16 protein-coding genes and 2 pseudogenes are annotated in these 17934 nt (G+C 54.0%); 10 read left to right on the top strand and 8 right to left on the bottom strand.

Annotation, left to right across the window (positions count from 1 at the left end; genetic code table 11):
* Nucleotide 1 precedes the first annotated feature (1 nt).
* Together FN806_RS08470 and FN806_RS08465 are read right to left on the bottom strand one after the other, a co-directional pair.
* Nucleotides 2-759 (bottom strand): annotated as a pseudogene (locus tag FN806_RS08470) (IS5 family transposase).
* Between the two features lie 466 nt (nt 760-1225).
* Nucleotides 1226-1807 carry a TetR-like C-terminal domain-containing protein gene (locus FN806_RS08465; protein WP_142636060.1) on the bottom strand — a complete coding sequence of 194 codons (582 nt, stop codon included), beginning with the start codon at nt 1805-1807 and terminating at the stop codon, nt 1226-1228.
* A gap of 123 nt (nt 1808-1930) precedes the next feature.
* Between FN806_RS08465 and FN806_RS08460 the strand changes: the two genes are divergently transcribed.
* Together FN806_RS08460 and FN806_RS08455 are read left to right on the top strand one after the other, a co-directional pair.
* Nucleotides 1931-2521 (top strand): YceI family protein, encoded by a 591-nt coding sequence (locus tag FN806_RS08460; protein WP_142636058.1) that lies wholly within the window; start codon nt 1931-1933, stop codon nt 2519-2521.
* 66 nt (nt 2522-2587) lie between these two features.
* The gene (locus FN806_RS08455) at nt 2588-3124 is read left to right on the top strand and encodes a luciferase domain-containing protein (protein ID WP_142636056.1); all 537 of its coding nucleotides are present in this window, start codon (nt 2588-2590) and stop codon (nt 3122-3124) included.
* A 299-nt stretch (nt 3125-3423) separates the two neighbouring features.
* On the opposite strand, the gene FN806_RS08450 is transcribed toward FN806_RS08455, so the two are convergent.
* The 4 genes from FN806_RS08450 to FN806_RS08435 form a co-directional block, all read right to left on the bottom strand.
* Nucleotides 3424-4371 (bottom strand): ornithine cyclodeaminase family protein, encoded by a 948-nt coding sequence (locus tag FN806_RS08450; RefSeq protein WP_185956659.1) that lies wholly within the window; start codon nt 4369-4371, stop codon nt 3424-3426.
* Nucleotides 4372-4686: 315 nt separating this feature from the next.
* Nucleotides 4687-5958 carry a sensor histidine kinase gene (locus FN806_RS08445; protein WP_221929477.1) on the bottom strand — a complete coding sequence of 424 codons (1272 nt, stop codon included), beginning with the start codon at nt 5956-5958 and terminating at the stop codon, nt 4687-4689.
* Nucleotides 5959-6014: 56 nt separating this feature from the next.
* Nucleotides 6015-6674, bottom strand: a complete 660-nt coding sequence (locus FN806_RS08440) for a response regulator transcription factor (RefSeq protein ID WP_142636050.1) — start codon at nt 6672-6674, stop codon at nt 6015-6017.
* 38 nt (nt 6675-6712) lie between these two features.
* Nucleotides 6713-7240, bottom strand: a complete 528-nt coding sequence (locus tag FN806_RS08435; protein WP_142636048.1) for a PepSY domain-containing protein — start codon at nt 7238-7240, stop codon at nt 6713-6715.
* 205 nt (nt 7241-7445) lie between these two features.
* On the opposite strand from FN806_RS08435, the gene FN806_RS08425 reads away from it, so the two are divergent.
* Nucleotides 7446-8444: a hypothetical protein gene (locus FN806_RS08425; RefSeq protein WP_185956657.1), complete on the top strand. Its 999-nt coding sequence runs from the start codon at nt 7446-7448 to the stop codon at nt 8442-8444.
* Between the two features lie 165 nt (nt 8445-8609).
* Here FN806_RS08425 and FN806_RS08420 read toward each other — a convergent pair whose 3' ends face one another.
* Nucleotides 8610-8795, bottom strand: a complete 186-nt coding sequence (locus tag FN806_RS08420; protein ID WP_142636042.1) for a hypothetical protein — start codon at nt 8793-8795, stop codon at nt 8610-8612.
* Nucleotides 8796-9427: 632 nt separating this feature from the next.
* Here FN806_RS08420 and FN806_RS08415 point away from each other — a divergent pair.
* A pseudogene (locus tag FN806_RS08415) lies at nt 9428-9666 on the top strand (transposase); the annotation flags it as partial.
* Here FN806_RS08415 and FN806_RS20435 read toward each other — a convergent pair.
* A complete protein-coding gene (locus FN806_RS20435) occupies nt 9619-9771 on the bottom strand; it encodes a hypothetical protein (protein ID WP_185956674.1) in 153 nt (50 codons plus the stop codon). The pseudogene FN806_RS08415 and the gene FN806_RS20435 sit on opposite strands and share 48 nt — an antisense overlap.
* 892 nt (nt 9772-10663) lie before the next feature.
* Here FN806_RS20435 and FN806_RS08405 point away from each other — a divergent pair.
* The 6 genes from FN806_RS08405 (at nt 10664) to FN806_RS08380 (ending at nt 17933) form a co-directional block, all read left to right on the top strand.
* Complete coding sequence (locus FN806_RS08405) at nt 10664-11110, top strand: universal stress protein (RefSeq protein ID WP_142636038.1); 447 nt, start codon at nt 10664-10666, stop codon at nt 11108-11110.
* 255 nt (nt 11111-11365) lie between these two features.
* Nucleotides 11366-12151 (top strand): formate/nitrite transporter family protein, encoded by a 786-nt coding sequence (locus FN806_RS08400; RefSeq protein WP_142636036.1) that lies wholly within the window; start codon nt 11366-11368, stop codon nt 12149-12151.
* A 244-nt stretch (nt 12152-12395) separates the two neighbouring features.
* Nucleotides 12396-12773 (top strand): nuclear transport factor 2 family protein, encoded by a 378-nt coding sequence (locus FN806_RS08395; RefSeq protein ID WP_142636034.1) that lies wholly within the window; start codon nt 12396-12398, stop codon nt 12771-12773.
* Nucleotides 12774-13119: 346 nt separating this feature from the next.
* Entirely contained in the window at nt 13120-14115 is a 996-nt protein-coding gene (locus FN806_RS08390; protein ID WP_142636032.1) for an HlyD family secretion protein, read from the top strand.
* Complete coding sequence (gene rbbA / locus FN806_RS08385) at nt 14112-16808, top strand: ribosome-associated ATPase/putative transporter RbbA (RefSeq protein ID WP_142636030.1); 2697 nt, start codon at nt 14112-14114, stop codon at nt 16806-16808. The genes FN806_RS08390 and rbbA overlap by 4 nt, the downstream gene beginning before the upstream one ends.
* Entirely contained in the window at nt 16809-17933 is a 1125-nt protein-coding gene (locus tag FN806_RS08380; RefSeq protein ID WP_142636028.1) for an ABC transporter permease, read from the top strand.
* The last annotated feature ends 1 nt before the right edge of the window (nt 17934 follow it).

Genomic DNA, 17934 nt, shown 5'->3' with positions numbered 1-17934 from the left:
TTCATAACCAGTACATAACGGTTGCCTCGAGTGCGAAGGCTGAGAGGAAGACCTCGGGACTACGGTCATAGCGTGTCGCCACGGGCCTCCAATCCTTGAGCCTGCCGAACATGATCTCGATCCGATTGCGGCGTTTGTACCTGCGCTTGTCGTATTTGACCGGTGTCTTGCGTTGCTTACGGCCTGGGATGCAGGCGCGTATCCCTTTGTCTTTTAGCGCTTCTCGGAACCAGTCGGCGTCATAGCCGCGATCCCCGAGCAGCCAATCCACGTTTGGTATGCTGCTGAGCAGAGCCCGAGCACCGATGTAATCGCTGACCTGCCCGGCGGTAACGAACAGGTTGAGCGGGCGACCTTAGCTATCACAAATAGCATGCAGCTTGGTATCCATGCCGCCTTTGGTTCTGCCAATCAGGCGGCCACGCCCCCCCTTTTTGAGCCCAAGCTGGACGCCGTGCGATGGGCTTTTAGATATGTGGCGTCGATCATGACCGTCTTCTTTTCACCGTGCTCGACGGCCAGACCAGCCATCATTCGTGCGAAGATGCGTTTCTCGCTCCAACGCTTCCACCGGCTGTAGAGCGTCTTGTGAGGTCCGTATTCCCTGGGGGCATCTCGCCAACGCAACCCATTGCGATTGATGAAGATAATCCCGCTTAGCACCCTTCTATCATCGACCCGTGGCCTACCGTGCGACTTCGGGAAGAAAGGGGAAAGCTTGGCCATATGCTCGTCTGTCAGCCAATAAAGGTCGCTCATGTCATCGCTCCATATTTGGAGTTGTGAATCACGCAGCGCAGCGAAAATCAATGCATCCTGAGCCTAACATAGATCCAAGCGAAAGCTTCCTTCGCACCAAAAGTCAATTCATGGCAAGCGTTGTTGAATGGCCGCTAACCGAGACTGTGAATGCGCTTTATCCGAGAGTAGCGAACGGCGGGTAGGCTCGCATCAACGAAACTGCAAATTCTTGTCTTGAAGGTCCGCTTTGGGCTGCTAGCGGCCTATGGTGTTTGCTGCGGAGAATGGCAACACTGAACCCAAGGTGTTCATGTTGCAATAGGAATGAGCGGCAGCGACAAATCAGGGTACAGACATCAACGTTGTGAGTAGCGGTACGTTTTGACCATACGACGTGCTGATGTCACGCAGCGAACATAGCCTCACCGCGATCTTGGAGATCGTTAGGCTTCTTGGTCGCTTTGTCTGCAAATTCAGGCGATGTTCAATGTCCCGAATTGGTTTTCGCTATACTGCAAAGCAGATCAACATGTTGATCCAACCAATCTTCGTCCAGTGCCTCGTGACGTATGAGTTTGCGGAAATAAGGTGCAGCGACTGCTAGTTCTATGAGTTGGTCAACCGGGACGTCGGCGGTGATCTCACCGCGGCCTATTGCGGCTGCAAATACTGCTTCAACACTTGCGAACCTGTCTTTCATAAATTCAGTGATCACCAACCTCGCTTCTGCATCGTTGGACGCAGCAGCGACCACCTGAGGCGCAATTTGGCCCCATGGTGTGTCATTCAAGGCTCCCATCAGTACACCGAGTAGCCAGCGCAGGTCAGATCGTAGCGGGCCATCGGTTTTGGGCGGTATGTTCGGCGGTGTTGCGATGCGCCTGAACGCTGCATCACGCAGACTACGCGCATCTGGCCAGTGTCTGTAAAGTGTGCTGCGCGAAATGCCCGTTGCCTTCGATACTGAGCCATGAGTTACGTGCAGCACGCCCTCATCCATTAGTATCTTTTGCGCAGCATCAAGCGCGGTCTGTCGTGTGGCGATCAGCCTAGGATCTTCTTTCAATCACCCCTCCTATAGAACATTTTGTTGCATAGTAGAACATTTTGTCCTAAAAGTATGGCAAGCTAAAACTAAATCCCAAAATTCAATTTCGCAAACACGTCTTGTCAAAATGGGAGCGTATCAATGTTCAAAGTGGCAGCAACCCCGCTGGCGGTAATCTTATCGATGGGCGCGACAACCGCATTGTCCGAGAGTGGCACTTACGAGCTGGATCCTGGACACAGCCAGGTATTGTTTAGCTACGATCACATCGGGTTCTCAGAAACGTTTGGAATGTTCTCAGGTTTTAGCGGTGAGATTGAGTTCAACGAAGATGATCCGTCGGCCTCATCTGTCACAGTGTCTATGCCTGTAAAATCCATGATCACGGGCTGGGATGCCCGTTTGCAACACTTCATGTCCGATGACTTTTTTAGCGCGAGTGACGGTGACGTGGTCACATTCGCCTCAACCAACATTGAAGTGACCGGGGACAACACCGCGAATATTTCTGGCGACCTGACCATGAATGGCATCACCAAACCTGTTGTCCTGGAAACAACGCTTAACAAGTCAGCGCCATACCCGTTTGGCCCAAAAGAGGGCACGCCAACCTTGGGGCTGGCAGCCACGGCGACTATCGTGCGGTCTGAATTCGGACTTGGGGCGTTTGCACCTGCGGTGAGCGACGAAATAGAGCTCTTGATCAATATCGAAGCGTTAAAGGCTGAATGATGTGTGCAAGTGCGCTGATACTGCACGGAGTGCTCTTTCTTAACTTTTGACGGGGTCGCCAACAATATGGATATTTTCCCGAAAATATTTGCTGTTGTCGCAGTAGCGGCGGTCACGAGCCCTTTGGCATATGCGCAAGAGTACGCGTTCCCAGAGCGCACCTCGCCCCGCCCTGAAACGACAAGCGGCGTACCGCATACTCAGATAGGTGTCGAAATTGATGCCGATTTGGCCCGGCTATTGCTGGAGCGAGTTGCGCAATTCCCAGGGGTCACACTTGGCCCCACACGCATATCACTACCTGGCGCGACTGGCTTTCAGCTTGATCCCGACATGTTGTTGTCTCGACCGAGCTCTATCGTCGGTGGGTTTGAGTTTGCGCATTTGCATCCTGACGGCAGTTTGCACGCTTCGCTCGACCCAGCATTGGCGCGAAAAGCAATTGAGGCTGGCTGGGCCGTAGCTCACCCTTGGGCCGATCAACGCCCCGGATGGAGCGGCTTTGTCATGATCTATACTCCAACCACACCAGAAGAGTTGGAAGTCGTCATCGATCTGGTCGAAAGTTCGTACACCTTCATCACCGGCAACACCTTGGGTTAAACCTGTTTTTCCCGAAAGTGTGCGGTGGCGCCTGTTTTCTGTCAGAGAGCAGTTTCAGCCACCTTGTTTCTCGCAGTCATTTTTTTCTTAAATTGTCGCCGTGGCGAATGCTCGATACCTTCAAGCCATTCACACTAATGGTAGCTGCCGTCCGCTTGTTAGATTTTGCAAAGCTCGGAGTGGAAGTTCCGCTTCGGGCTGCGACCAACTAATTGAACTGATCGCAGAGAATGGCGTATCTGCGCCCAAAGCGACCATTCCGGTATCTAATTACAAAGTGGGTGTTCATGTCTTTGGCCTCACTTCACGGGTTTTTCGGTGAACCGGCGAACTGCGAGGACCGAAGCAGCATAATCCCCCAGTGAAATCCCTCTGAAAGCAAAAGCCGCCGGTTTATTGCGTGCTCGGACGTCGACTTTGCCAGCGACCAATTCCGTCAAGTCGCCAGCAATTTGCTCGTATGGCAACATCGGCTTGTCGCTTTCCAGCTCCTGCAAACGGTCGTCGACAATTACCGTTTTAATACCAGTCATGTGCGCCGGCACCCACGGGATGCACGCATCAGTTATGGTTGCGAAGGCAGTCGGCTTCAGCCATCGGGCATCCAAGAAGGGTTCAATGGAATAGTCCAACGTTATCGATGTCACTATCAGATCAGCATCACTCAAAGCCTCCTTGGCATTGGCGCATGTTTCAGCTTCGAGACCCATGCCCCTAGCATAACGACAAAGCTTGTCGGCATTCTCTTTACCACGCCCGAACACGCGGATTCGTTTCAAGGGAAACAGTTCTGAAAACGCAGCTAGATGGGAGTGAGCTTGCACGCCCGCGCCCACAAAAGCCACCGTCTCGGCATGAGGGTCAGCAAGCCGTCGCGCTGCCACCACTGACAGAGCCGCAGTTCTGATTGCCGTAATCCAATTCGCTCCCAAGACCGCGCGAAGTAGTCCGGTTTGCGCATCCATAACCATGATGGCACCGTTTATCGCGGGAAGACCCCTCGCCGGGTTTTCCGGACACACTGTAACCTGCTTGGTCACGATGAATCCATCATCTCCCATTGCCAATGTAGACATTGCGTAGCGTCCATCGCCGGGCAAGATGACTGTCTTGGGAGAAGTGTGAAGCTTTTCGTCTGCCTTGGCTATTAAAGCAGCCTCGATGGCATCGGCAACTTCCGAAGGTTGGATGCCTAAACCCCCGAGGTCGTCGTCAGACAGGTAAATTAAGGCGTTCTCAGAAGTCACAGAGTCCCTCACTTAAGCAATTTGGCTTTTTGACCGAATACATTGTCTTCGGCAGTTCTTCCTATCGGTTTACCTTCACAGAAGTATTTTGGCTGTAACTTTTGATCGCCCGATCCAATGCGCAAAAAAATGCGCCTTCATTTTTCTGAAAATGTGAACCTAGCCGAACGCCTGATTTGTCCATTAGGCCGACTTTGTGCGGTCTGAACCAACCCGATGACCTACTGAGATCGTCAGACGACAGGTTCGGGCCCATTGGTAGTTAAAGTTGCGAATTGTTCAAACGACACTTTGCAGATCAGATTCCGGGCGACTTCAGGTCGGGATCACAATCCGACACACCAACCCACCCAGCGATTCAGAGCGGTCCAGATCTAGTCTGGCATCGTAGGCTTTCAGTAAGTCGACCGCGATCGCCAGCCCAAGCCCGCTGCCAACGACCGAGGTGTCCAGTCGTCCGCCGGATCGCAAGGCTTCGCGGTGGGCGTCTTCCGAAATTCCGGGTCCGTCATCCTCGATACTGATTTCGATGCATTTCTGCTTACGTTTCGCGGTCAGCCGTACCGCGCTTCGACACCATTTGACTGCGTTGTCCAGAAGGTTGCCCAAAATCTCTTCGATGTCCTGCGTATCCATGCGCACCCAAAGACCCGGATCGCCATCAATCTGCAGCGATTTGCCTTCGCGGTCCGCCATGGCCGAGAACAGCCGCGCCAGGCGCTCGATGGAGTTAGACAGATCGGTCCGCGAATGGGTCAGGTCCGCAGCGTTCAAAGCCCGCAGCCTGGCCAGAGATCGACCAAGTTGAGCATCGATCCTGTCCAGCGCCTCTTGTGCGGTATCTGTCACCGCTCCGGCGTCGGACAATGTCACAAGTTCATTGCGCAATATGGCTGTAGGAGTTTTCAATGCGTGTGCCAGATCTGCGGCCTGGCGGCGCGAACCCGAAACGATCTCGCGGTTCCGACGCAGCAGCTGGTTCAGGTCCTCGACCAATGGCGAGACCTCTTCGGGGTAATCTGTTGGCCTAAGGTCTTCATCCTGATCCCAGCGATGGGCCACATCCGTACGCAGCTTTCGCAATGGTCCCAGAACAACTGAAATCAGAAACAACGAGCCGGCTAAACCGATCAGGCCAACTAGGCCAAACACCGGCAGCAGGCTTTTCTGCGCCGCGCGCCGCTCGGCCACGAGCTGAGCCTGACTTTCGGCGACGCTGACGCCCCATACCGTGCCATCTTCATAAGTGATCTTCTGAAAAGCGCTGCGCAGCACTTCATTCTCCGGACCGCTTGTGTCCCAGAGTGTGGGGATGTCAGGAATACCGGGAGGTTCCGCGATGACCTCATCAAACAGCGAGCGAGAGGTGAAGACCACACCGTCGGCGCTGCTGACCTGCCAGTACCGTCCGGAATAGGGGGTGCCATAAGCCGGGTCAAATATCAGATCCCGTAGGGCATCCGGGTTTTCGGTTGTGACATTCAGCCCAACAACCAGCTGTGTGTGACGATCCAGCAGCGCAGAGTCGAACCGGTTGGACACCCGTGCATCAATGTATGAGAAAACCGCCAGTGTACCTACGCCCACAGACACTGCCCCAGATGCAATTCCCCCCAGCAATGCCCGTTGTCGCAGCGATAACATCAGGCCGAATCGATCATATATCCACGACCCCGAACCGTTGTGATCAGGTCAGTGCCAAGTTTCTTGCGCAGACGGGTAACAAATACGGCGATGGTGTTCGAATCCCGGTCTCCATCGTATTCATAGATATGCTCTGAAAGTTCTGATCGTGAAATCATCCGACCAGAATTATGCGCCAGATAAGTCAGCACCGCGATTTCTTGAGCAGTCAGGTCAACCGGCACGCCATCGGCTGTCACCCGGCCGTTACGGGTATCCAGAATGACGTTTCCCATTTCAATCACGGGATTCAGCTGTCCACTTTGCCGTCGCAGGATGGCGCGAACACGCGCGGCCAGTTCGGGCATGTGGAACGGTTTGGTCATATAGTCATCTGCGCCCGCATCCAGGCCGTCGACCCTTTCGCTCCAGCCATCGCGGGCAGTCAGAATCAGCACCGGTGTTTTGACACCCTCGTTGCGCCATTCGCGCAGAATCGAAATGCCGTCGCGCTCTGGAAGGCCGAGGTCAAGGATGATCATGTCATATGGTTCGGTCGCACCCAGATGCAGGGCGTCGAGCCCACTATTGGCGACATCCACAACGCGGCCTTCTGCGTTCAGGAGTTTTTTGATCTGTTCGCAGAGGTGCGGTTCGTCTTCTGCCAGCAATACTCTCATACTTAGGGACTATAGGCGAGCGAATGGAAGTATAACCATTACTTTTTGCCCCCGCCGTTACCTCCGCCATTACCACCGGAGTTACCACCGCCGTTACCGCCGCCGTTGCCACCGGAATTACCACCACCGTTACCACCGGAATTACCGCCACCATTGCCACCGGAGTTACCGCCGCTATTGCCTTTGTTTGCAGATTTCCCCTGCGAAGTGCCCTTGCCGGATTTACCCGGCGCAGCGCGGGCAGCTTCAGAAATCTGGCGGCCAACGACGGATCGGTTGGAGACAACAACACCCGTCTGAGCGTTGACGATGACACTGACGATTTTACCATCCGGTTTCTTGACGAGAATACGGTAATATAGCCTGTCAGCCTGAAAGGCGCGCGCGTCAACTGGCGTTCCACCAAAAGCCTTTTCAACGCCTTTGATTACTTTTTTCAAACGAATGGCACTGCCTGAGGTTGTCGCCTTGCGCAACTCAGATTGCGTCAACTCACGTGCAGAAGCCTGTCCCTCTCCGGGGTGGAGAAAGGCAAGTAGACAGGCAATGGCAATAAGCTTTTTCATCCTTGTCACTCATTACTGCGAAAACGCCGGCTCAATCTACCGATTTCTATGTGAACCTACGGTGAACAGCCAGTTACGCGTGGGTTCAACGATGATGGGTTTAGATCAGGGGTGTCGGACTCTGTTTTCGACACCCAGTTTTTGCGTCTGCTCGCCGCTGATTACCGTGACAGACAAGAATCGCACCTGACGAACGAGGACCAATATGAACACCAAACCGATCAACCTGCTAAAAGCCTCTGCTATTGCCATCGCCCTGCTGGGCTCGACCGCGATTGTCGGAGCTGTCGCGTTTCCTGATGCTGCTTATGCCAAAGGGGGCAACGGCGGCGGTAACGGAAACGGCGGCGGCAATGGCAACGGCGGTGGAAACGGCAATGGTGGTGGAAACGGTAATGGCGGATCTGGTGCGTCCATTAGCGATAGTGATAAAGCGGCCGGAAAATCTAACCGGAAATCTTCCAACGCGGGTAAGTCAAAGTCATCGGGAAAAAACAAGTTTTCCTTGAAAGACCTGTTTGGGGGCAAAAAGACCAAAGCCAAATCCACAGCCGTAAAGACCGTACGCAAAAGTCAACCAGTGGATCAGGTGACCAAAGCAATTCGCCCCGCCCCGAAACCGAAAGGGTACAAGATGGCGGATCTGCTGGGCGTGCACCCATCTGAACTAGGCGCACTGAACGCCGCCAACGCTAATGAGAATGCTCTCAAGAACGCCTCTCCTAATTCCCGTGTGGGCCGCATCGCCGCATTTCGTGACGCGGTTCTGGCCGGAGATGAATTGCGTGAGGAGCTTGCGGAAACACAGGCACAGCTGGATGGCATGACCCCGCCGGACCGCCCGGTCTCTGAGATCGAAGAGGACCTTGATGCGGCTCTGACAGATGTTCAGGAGAAGCAGGATCGCGTGAACGAGCTTGAGGACGCTCTTGCCGATGCCGGGGGCACAGATCCGGATATAGAAGCAGAGCTTAAGGACGCCAATAACGAACTTCAGGGAGCCCTCGATACGGCCGAAGACCTAGGCGCCGAACGGCAGGCTGCGGTCGACTACAACGATACGGTGGCAGAAGTCGATGCGCTGACTGAGGCTGTAGAAAATCAACCGCAGACCGAGCGTGAAGCGTTGGAGGCTGCCGCCAACAAGCCTGTGACGGATGAGGTCGAAGCTGCCGTAAAAACTCTGCTTGGTCTTGATAGCTGATTGCTGATTGCTGATTGTCCAATCAATCATCAGGTCAAATAGACCCGAGCCAGCAGGCATAACAACATCACAAATAAAAAAACCCGCTCCGATCCGGAGCGGGTTTCACTACATCCCAGACAACACCACGTGACTTGGGATATACGCAGACGTTCTGTTGAGAGATCAGACGCCCCGTTTTGCCTCTTCTAGTCGCTTATTGTTGATAATTTCAGACAGTGCATTTTCGATAGGAGGGAAGCGACCGTTGCTCGAATTCGTGATGTTTGACATTTCACCGCCTGAGACGGTGCGCGAGGATTGCATTGCTGTAGGAATGCTAGGCGCACCCTCATTGGCAGTATTGATCATGCTGTTCCCCTTCAGTGCATCCGGGCACGCATTGATCGGCCCTGAGTAAGGAAGTATGAACGATAACGGTTGAACACTCTGAGAATACATTGTTCACGTTCGGTTAATGTTGTTGCGTATGAGTGGACAAATTGGGAGGGGGCATTGACCGCCGTATAAGGAAATGCTTCCATTTTTGATTTTATTTCCCGATGGCGGCTTTGTCCGGCATGGCCACTGTCCAAAGCTCCACACCACTGCATCTTGGATTAAAAGTCCGCTTCAGATGCTATTGCCGCCGTTTGTAGGGCTTGTTGATGCAAGCGCGGCGAAAGTCTGCCGTGTGGCCTTACTGCCAAGTAGCCTGTGGCACGGCGATTGGAGGCCATCGGTCTGGATGCACGTTGTCAACAAGATTGGGCGGCAACTTTATTGGGATTCACGCGACAATTCACTGGGAATACGCAGAGCAGGCAGAAAAGGGCGTTGGATCGTGAAGAACACCACAAACGGAAGCAAAATCGCGAGTATCAATCTCATCTTAAATGACCTTCTGATAGTTAGACCGCTATGTTCTCACGAACACGGGCGTTGTTGCATATCTCTCGCAGCAAGGGATTCACAACGCGAATCCATAAGGTTAAACGGTGTGGATGAGTAAGCCATCTTCCGCCCGTTAACGCGTCACGAATTGGTCCGACTACAATGCTGCGCCTAAGGAGCGCGGCTCACTTCTTGTCTGGCTGGACAAGGACATGACCTGGCTCGCGGCACACGAAGGTCGGCCTTGTCACAGCCGGTCTTTTCGAATGCGGCGATCCAATTCTGCCTGTCGACCAAGGTGCTATTCAAGCTGCCACTGAGACAGACAGCGGGGGTGACCGCTGGCGTTGATCAGCTTCGTTTCGTAGCTAGTTTCTCTGACCACATCGTTGATAAAATGCGCAATCTTAGCCGTTTGGCCTTCTAGGGTACCGTAGGCAATCAGCACAGTCATTCCGATCCTCCTGCAAATCGGTTCGAAAAACGCACCAACTATGTCGAAACAGCTCGCTTCGGCCCTTGATCCCAATCAAAAGTGCCTGTCTTGCCAAGTTATTTGGGCGCGGGTGAGGCACCCATTGGCTGGCTTATGCGGTTTTGGAAAGCGCGAAAGCTACAGTTAACCAGAATGCACTGCGTATGGTCATTGCGCCGACCGTTCGCCATTCAAACGGCGTTCCACTAAGTGCCACTAGTATCAGAACAACGAACACCAATAGTGTAGATAAGCCAAGCAACCAGGCAATTCGTTGTGCCCAGATTGTGGATTTATAGAGCGCCAAAGCGCCTAGCAAATAGATAAATCCAGCCAGAAAATTGAACCAAAGCACGAATAGAACTGCATCTCCGACTGCAGCTCTGGCAGCAGCACCCCCAAACAGGGCTGTTCCTCCTGAGAAAATGGTCAGGAGACCAAAGAGTACTGCGGCTATCGTAACTGGGCGAACCCAAGGCGGAGAGGAAGGCATCGTTGTATTCCCCAGAAATAAGATTGAATCTCATGTCGTGGGCAATCTGCCAACCTTGCCAAACGAACTGAAACGCACGTCCCTAATAGCAATTCTTCTCGCCATTTCCCTTGATCTTTATCATTGGTCTTAACTTGATACCCTTTGAAAAAATGCAGCGTCTGCGCGAGGTTTTTCGCAATAATTATGCGCTGTTGCCCCTTTGGGATGACCCGTTTGCAACTCCTAACATTCTTTAAAATTGGTTCAGTTACCGTGTATCTTCTAGAAATAGACGGACGACTACGCTCGAACCTGCAGTGAAAAGTGTTGATTTGAGTCAAAGTTAACTACTTCAAGCTCGCCCATACTAACCCCTCACTAAGGAGGGAGTGCAACATGTTCAAAAAGATCGTAGTTGGCTTGGATGGATCTGAGGCGTCAGAAGCAGCTCTGCGCGTTGCCTGTGATATTTCAAGCAAATATGGCTCCCAAATTCACCTTGTTCATACACCTCAGCCCCAAACCGTGGCGTTCGCAATGGGCGCATTGGCTGGCTATCACGCCATCACGACAATGCCTTCAGACGAAGAGGTGCAGCAGGCAGCAAACAAGATTATTTCCGCTGGTAGAGAGATTGTCGAAGAGTACAATCAGACGGTTTCGCAAACGCATACCCAACGCGGAGACCCCGTCGACCAGATCATCGCATGTGCCGAGCAATGCAAAGCTGACCTGATTGTGACGGGTCGCCGTGGATTGGGAAGCATTGGTAGCCTAATTCAAGGGAGCACCTCTCTAGGCATCAGTCGGAATGCCACTTGTGCTGTTTTAACCGTTGCCTGAATTTCGAACTTGGCCCCAATCGGCGCTAAACGATGAGGATCGAAAAGTTCTGCGTTGAGATCTCGCAAAAGCGGAAGCTGAAGTGGACCTCATGGGTACCTATGGCCATGACCGCGCGCCAAACTGTGTTAGGTGGAACTATCCGAACTCAGAGGGAACAGATAGGCTTCCGGTTTTATTTGCGCGTTAGTTCAAGGTCAGAAGACAGGCTTAAACTTCCTGCTACGTAAACTCGTGCAAACTCTGGAGCGCCACATGAACCCCCCGGCCCTGTTCGATGCTCATAAACCCGCTGAAATTGCAACGTTAGTTGAGACTGCCGGGATCGCAAAGGCAAAGCTGCCACTAGCACCCATGTTCGTTCTTGCGATGCTGGCTGGAGCATTCATAGGGTTTGGCGCAGCGGCCTATACGATGGCGGTCACGGGGGCAGACAGCGCTTCAGGGCCGATCCGCGTTCTGGGAGGAGCAGTGTTTTCCCTGGGCCTTATCCTGGTGATCGCAGGTGGTGCAGAATTATTCACCGGCAATGTTCTGATGGTGATAGCAGCGGTCGATCGCAAGATACCGCTGCGGCTGCTGTTCCGAAGTTGGGGTATCGTCTACGTTGGTAACTTCGTGGGTGCCGTTGTGCTTGCATTAGCTTTCGCCCTGACCGGCTTGCTTGATGGGCCGATGGGTAGCACTGCCATAAGGGTAGCCGATGCCAAAGCGGGGTTGGAACCGATGGAGGCTTTCGCCCGCGGCGCATTGTGCAACGGGCTGGTTTGCCTTGCCGTATGGCTGTCCTTCGCCGCCCGCAGCGTCGCTGGAAAAATTCTAGCGGTCTTGTGGCCCGTCTCAGCATTTGTGCTGCTGGGGCTCGAGCATTCGATTGCGAACATGTATTTCTTCCCGCAGGGCTGGGCAGCGGGAGCAACCGTGCCGGTTTTCGCAGCGGCGGCCAATCTGCTATGGGTCACTCTGGGTAACATTGTCGGCGGGGCGGGAGGAGTTGCCTTGGCCTATTGGTTTGCTTATCTTGGCGGAACAAATCGGTAAGATCCGCTTCTTCGATTTAAGCACCGACCGGAGCGAAATGAACGGAAACAGTTGGTTCTGAAGGCGTTGTCTAATAGCGCACTGGCTGAAGACGGCGCCGGGAATTGGGCCGCTCATTTCCACTGTGCAAGTCGTCCTCTCGATCCTGATCTGAATCCTTCGCGAACATCTAATTTTATTGATCCCTGTCAAGATTGGCAAAGGTAAGATGTGATACAGTTGAGGCTGAAATTGGGGGGCTATTATGGAAGAATTAGTCGAGATTGGACGAACATTCGTTCAGGCAATGCGGGATCGCAGAGGTCTTGCAAACGTTGGTGAAATGTATGCAGAAAACGCTCAATCTATTGAGGCGGTTGTGCCTCCGGTTCGACAGTTTCGCATTACCAAGGGCCGGGATGCTATCAAGGGAAAAAGAGAGGACTGGCTGGCAGCTCATGAAATCGTCGAATTCGACGTGGATGGCCCCTATGTTCATCCCCCAAACCGCTTCGGTGTACGATATAAGGTTAACGTAACGCAGAAGGCTACAGGGCAACACATGACCTTGAGCGAGATCGCAGTTTATTCGGTAGCAGATGGGAAAATTGTACTTGAAGAGTTCTTCATGTTGCCGAAGTAGGAACGACAGCCAGCAACGCTGACGCAGTGTTGGTTTTACCTGAACGTTGGAAGCGTGACTCGTAAGAGCTTTGACACGACAGATGGACAACTGGGCATTTATTTCGACTACGGGATGCTTGCCCTTGCGCATCATTGCGACCAATTCGGCGCAGCCGTCATAGAGAGTCACACCCCGAAAGCCTCATTGGGCCATGGATGTGGGTCAACAACCAGACCTGTGCCTCAATTTCGTACCCGATAAGCACTTGGACAATCATCAGATAGAACCTGTTTGATCCAACTCAAGGCATCACTTCGAGAGCGAGCTAAATTAGAATAGAAAATTAACTAATGTGCGCGGGGCCATGAGAAAGAACGTACGCGCAATTCTGATCGCCATAGCGCTCCTACTTGCAGGTGCAGCTGTTTATTTTTTCGTCGCAGAAGACAGTGATGAATTGCCGGCTGGGTTTGTACAGGGCAATGGGCGGATCGAGGCTGAACAAGTAGAAATCGCTCCAACCTTTGCCGGGCGCGTTGCTCGGGTCATAGCAGCAGAGGGCAGCCTGGTTGCTTCGGGTGAACTGCTGGTTGAAATGGATACAGATGAATTATCTGCAGCCCTTGACCGTGCCAGTGCCCAGGTTGCGCTGGCGCGCCAAACCAAGGCCGAAGCCGAAGCCGTGGTCATCCAGCGAGAAAGCCAGCAGCGTCGCGCTTCGCAGGAGCTTGACCGGGCCAAGGCGTTGCTGGCCGGTCAGAATATCTCGATGACTGTCTTTGAGGATCGTGAAACCGCGTTTCAGGTTGCGGATGCCGTGCTGGGCGCGGCCAAGGCCCGGGTTGCAACGGCGGATAGCCAGATTGCCGCCGCAGAGGCCGAGGTGCGCCGGATTGCGGAACAAATAGAGGATGGTTCCCTCATCGCTCCCATGCCGGGGCGTATTCTGTATCGACTGGCCGAGCCCGGCGAGGTCGTTGGAGCGGGCGAACCGATCTTGACGTTACTCAGTTTGGAAAACGTCTATATGGAGGTCTTCCTGCCTGCACGCGAAGCGGGGCTTTTGCCCATCGGTGCCGAGGCGCGCATCGTGCTTGATGCGTTGCCGGAATTTGCCATCCCAGCAACCGTAACCTTCGTCTCTCCCGAAGCTCAATTCACTCCCAAGCAGGTAGAAACTTTGAGCGAACGGGAGCAGCTGGTGTTTCGCGTTCGGGTTCGCATTCCCAGGGATTTGGTTACGGCGCGGATTGAGCATGTGAAGACCGGCCTTCGCGGCATTGCAGTGATCCGACTTACTTCCGATGGCGCGTGGCCAGATGATCTGGATAGACGAATTCCACCCGAGCTGTTCGAATGAGCGCCGAGGGGGGCTCATCGGGTTTCTGCATCAACGGTGTCACACACACGTACCGACAGCATGTTGCGTTGGATAACCTTTCGCTGGTTCTGCCAACTGGCCAGCTTATCGGATTGATCGGGCCAGACGGGGTTGGCAAGTCAACGCTGCTGGGATTGATTACCGGCGCAAAGCAACTTCAGTCCGGGGAAATTGATGTTCTCGGGGGATCGATAGGTGACCGCGCGCACCGTCACCGCGTGTGCCCGGCGATCGCATTTATGCCGCAGGGGTTGGGCCGCAACTTATACGCGGAACTGTCTGTGCGTGAGAATCTCGAGTTCTTTTCACGTCTTTTCGGACAGGGGCAACAGGAGCGTGAAATCAGGATCGCGGCCTTGCTGTCAGCGACCGGACTTGCGCCCTTTTCGGACCGGCTTATGGGCAAACTTTCGGGCGGAATGAAGCAGAAACTTGGACTGTGTTGTGCGCTGATCCACGACCCTAAGTTTCTGGTACTGGACGAACCGACGACCGGAATTGATCCCCTGTCGCGGCGCCAATTCTGGGCGCTGATAGACGCGGTCCGAGAAGAAACGCCCGGTCTCTCCATACTGGTTTCAACGGCCTATATGGAGGAAGCCGAACAATTCGATTTTATCGTAGCGATGGATGCCGGTCGGGTGATATTTCACGGCCCCCCTGCCAAGCTGAAGGGTAAAGCCCGGGATCTTGAAACATCTTTCAGGCAGCTACAGGCACGAGGGGAACCCCGGTTTGTGTCGAACAAGGTACCCATGCATCATCAAGGTGCAGACCCGGTGATCACGGCGCGTGGGTTGACCCGGCGCTTTGGCGATTTTACTGCCGTCGACAACGTCGAATTCTCGATCCACCGAGGCGAAATCTTTGGCTTCCTCGGATCAAACGGCTGCGGCAAGTCAACCACCATGAAAATGCTGACAGGTCTTCTGCCAGCAAGTGAGGGAGAGGCGCTGCTGTTCGGCAGACCGGTGGATGCGCGCGATCTAAGGATGCGCCGCGAGATCGGGTATATGAGCCAGGCATTCTCGCTTTATGGTGAGCTGACCGTTCAACAAAACCTCCAGTTGCACGCCCGCATCTTTGCGATCAAAGATCGTGTAGAACGCATTGATGAATTGGCCGAACGTTTCGGCCTTAAGGCACATATGGGCACGCTGGCGTCGGCGCTTCCGCTGGGTATCAAGCAGCGTCTTTCCCTTGCCGTCGCCGTGATCCACCGGCCTCGGGTATTGATCCTGGATGAGCCAACCTCGGGCGTGGACCCCGAGGCGCGCGACTCGTTTTGGGCGCTGTTAATCGAGCTGTCGCGAGACGATGATGTAACGATTTTCGTCTCGACACATTTCATGACCGAAGCGGAGCGCTGTGATCGCGTTTCTTTCATGCATGCAGGCCGGGTATTAGCTGAAGGTACACCAGATGAGTTGATCGCAACGGCACAGTCGGACAGTCTGGAAGGTGCGTTCATCGCTGTCCTGGAGGCCGTCGAGCCGCCCGCGCCGGTAGCAGCACCCAATGTTTCGGTTGATGCTGTCAACCCGGGCGCTGCCGGAAGTATCGGGCGCATACTGGCCTATGCACGGCGCGAAACAACCGAGGTTCTGCGCGATCGCGTCCGTTTGGCTTTTGCTTTCCTTGGCTCAGTGATCCTGATGTTGGTCTTTTGCTATGGGATCACTCTGGACATAGAAGACCTGGATTTCGCGGTGCTCGACCTGTCTCAATCGCCTGAGAGTCGTACCTATATCGCCGAGATTTCTGGTTCGCGCTATTTCAACCCCACGGTGCCTCTGGCCAGTTTTGAAGACGGCCGCGAGCGGTTGGCCAAAGGAGACATCTCGCTGGTTGTCGAACTCCCACCCGATTTTGGTCGCAAGTTGCGCGCCGGCGAGCCAACTGAAGTCTTGGCAATTGTGGACGGTGCGATACCGTTCAAGGGTGAGACAATAGAGGGCTATGTGGCCGGGCTTCACAGTACGTTTCTGGAAGTAATGGCCCGCCAAAGTGGCGAGCAGTCGGTCGAAATCGCCCGCATCGAACCGCGCTTCCGATACAATCAAAGCTTTGAAAGTATCGCTGCAATGGCCCCTGCCATGCCTGCGATCCTGTTGATAATGCTGCCGGCCGTTTTGATGGCTGTTAGTGTCGCGCGGGAGAAAGAGTTGGGCACGATCACCAATTTCTACGCAACGCCGACGACGCGGCTCGAATTTCTGGTTGGCAAACAGATCCCCTACATCGCGATAGCGTTCGTCAATTTCCTACTTTTGGCGGCGATGACGATCTTCATTTTTGGCGTGCCCCTAAAAGGAAATCCGGTGCCCCTTGCAATTGGTGCTTTCCTATATGTTTGGGCAACCACATCTTATGGATTGCTTATTGCGACCATAACGTCGAGCCAGGTGGCCGCAACTTTTGCCACCGCTATCGCGTCGGTGGTGCCGACCATTCAATTCTCCGGGCTGCTACAACCGATCTCGACCTTGGAAGGCGGTGCTCAGACGATTGGATCGTTTTGGCCTTCATCCTATTTCCTGCATCTAAACGTCGGCGCGTTCACCAAAGGCCTCAGCTGGGATGCACTTGCCCCCGACCTTCTGGCCCTAGCCTGTTTCGGGCCCGCGCTAACCTTGATCGCTGCACTGTTACTCCGAGCGCAAGAGAAGTGAATGCAACGATTGTCCCGCATATTCTGGCTTGGTTTGAAAGAAATGATGAGCCTTCGGCGCGACTGGGTGATGATGGCGCTGCTTGTCTGGTCATTCACGCTGGCGCCCGTAATGGAGGCAACGGGCGTTTCAAACTCGGTCAACAATGCATCCATTGCATTTGCCGACGAGGATGGCTCGCCGCTTTCACGCTCGCTTGCCTCAGCGTTTTTTCCGCCTGAATTCCAACCCGTTGTCCAGATCGCACCGGGCACCGGGGCCGAAAAGATGGATGCAGGGCATTTCCTGTTTGTAGTCGCAGTGCCACCAGGGTTCGAGAAAGATGTTCGAGCCGGGCGCGCGCCAGAAATTCAGGTTTTGATCGATGCGACAGCGATGGAGCAGGCCGGAATTGGAGCAAACTACATCATCAATATCTTGAGCGCCGAGATCCAGCGCTTTGCCATCGGTGCAGAATTGTTAGACCCGCCGCCCATCGATATCATTGTGCGCAGCGCATTTAATCCAAATCGCGACACTGTTCGTTTCGCCGGTATCGTCGCGTTGATCGGCCAGATCATGTGGCTGACCACAATCCTTACCGGTGCTGCCATGATCCGTGAGCGCGAGCATGGAACAATCGAACACCTGCTGGCGATGCCGCTTACCCCATTTGACATTGCGGTCGCCAAGATCTGGGCAAACGCTGCGGTGGTTCTGGTAGCGACCGCCCTATCGCTGACCTTTGTTATGCAAGACTTCCTGGGGATCAGCATCGCGGGATCGAAGGTGTTGTTTTTAATTGGCACAGCTCTCTTTCTCTTCACGGCGACGGCGCTTGGGGTGTTTCTTGCGACGATTGCGCGCTCAATGGCTCAATTCGCACTTTTGGTTATGCTGACGGTGCTTCCAATGTTGATGCTGTCAGGAGGAGAGACGCCAATCGAAGGGCAGCCCGGCTGGCTTCAGATCGGAACATCTATCCTCCCATCCCGCCACTACATGTCAGCCAGTCAGTCCATCATTTTCAAAGGTGCCGGGATCGAGACGGTCTGGGCAGAGTTCGTATGGATGGCGTGCTTGGGCGCGATCCTTCTGGCAACAAGTCTGCTGCTTTTTAGACGCTCGGTTGCGCAAGAGACCTAAA

The organism is Ruegeria faecimaris (assembly GCF_900182615.1).
Taxonomy (GTDB): Bacteria; Pseudomonadota; Alphaproteobacteria; order Rhodobacterales; family Rhodobacteraceae; genus Ruegeria; species Ruegeria faecimaris.
This window is presented reverse-complemented; position numbering and strand designations above follow the sequence as displayed.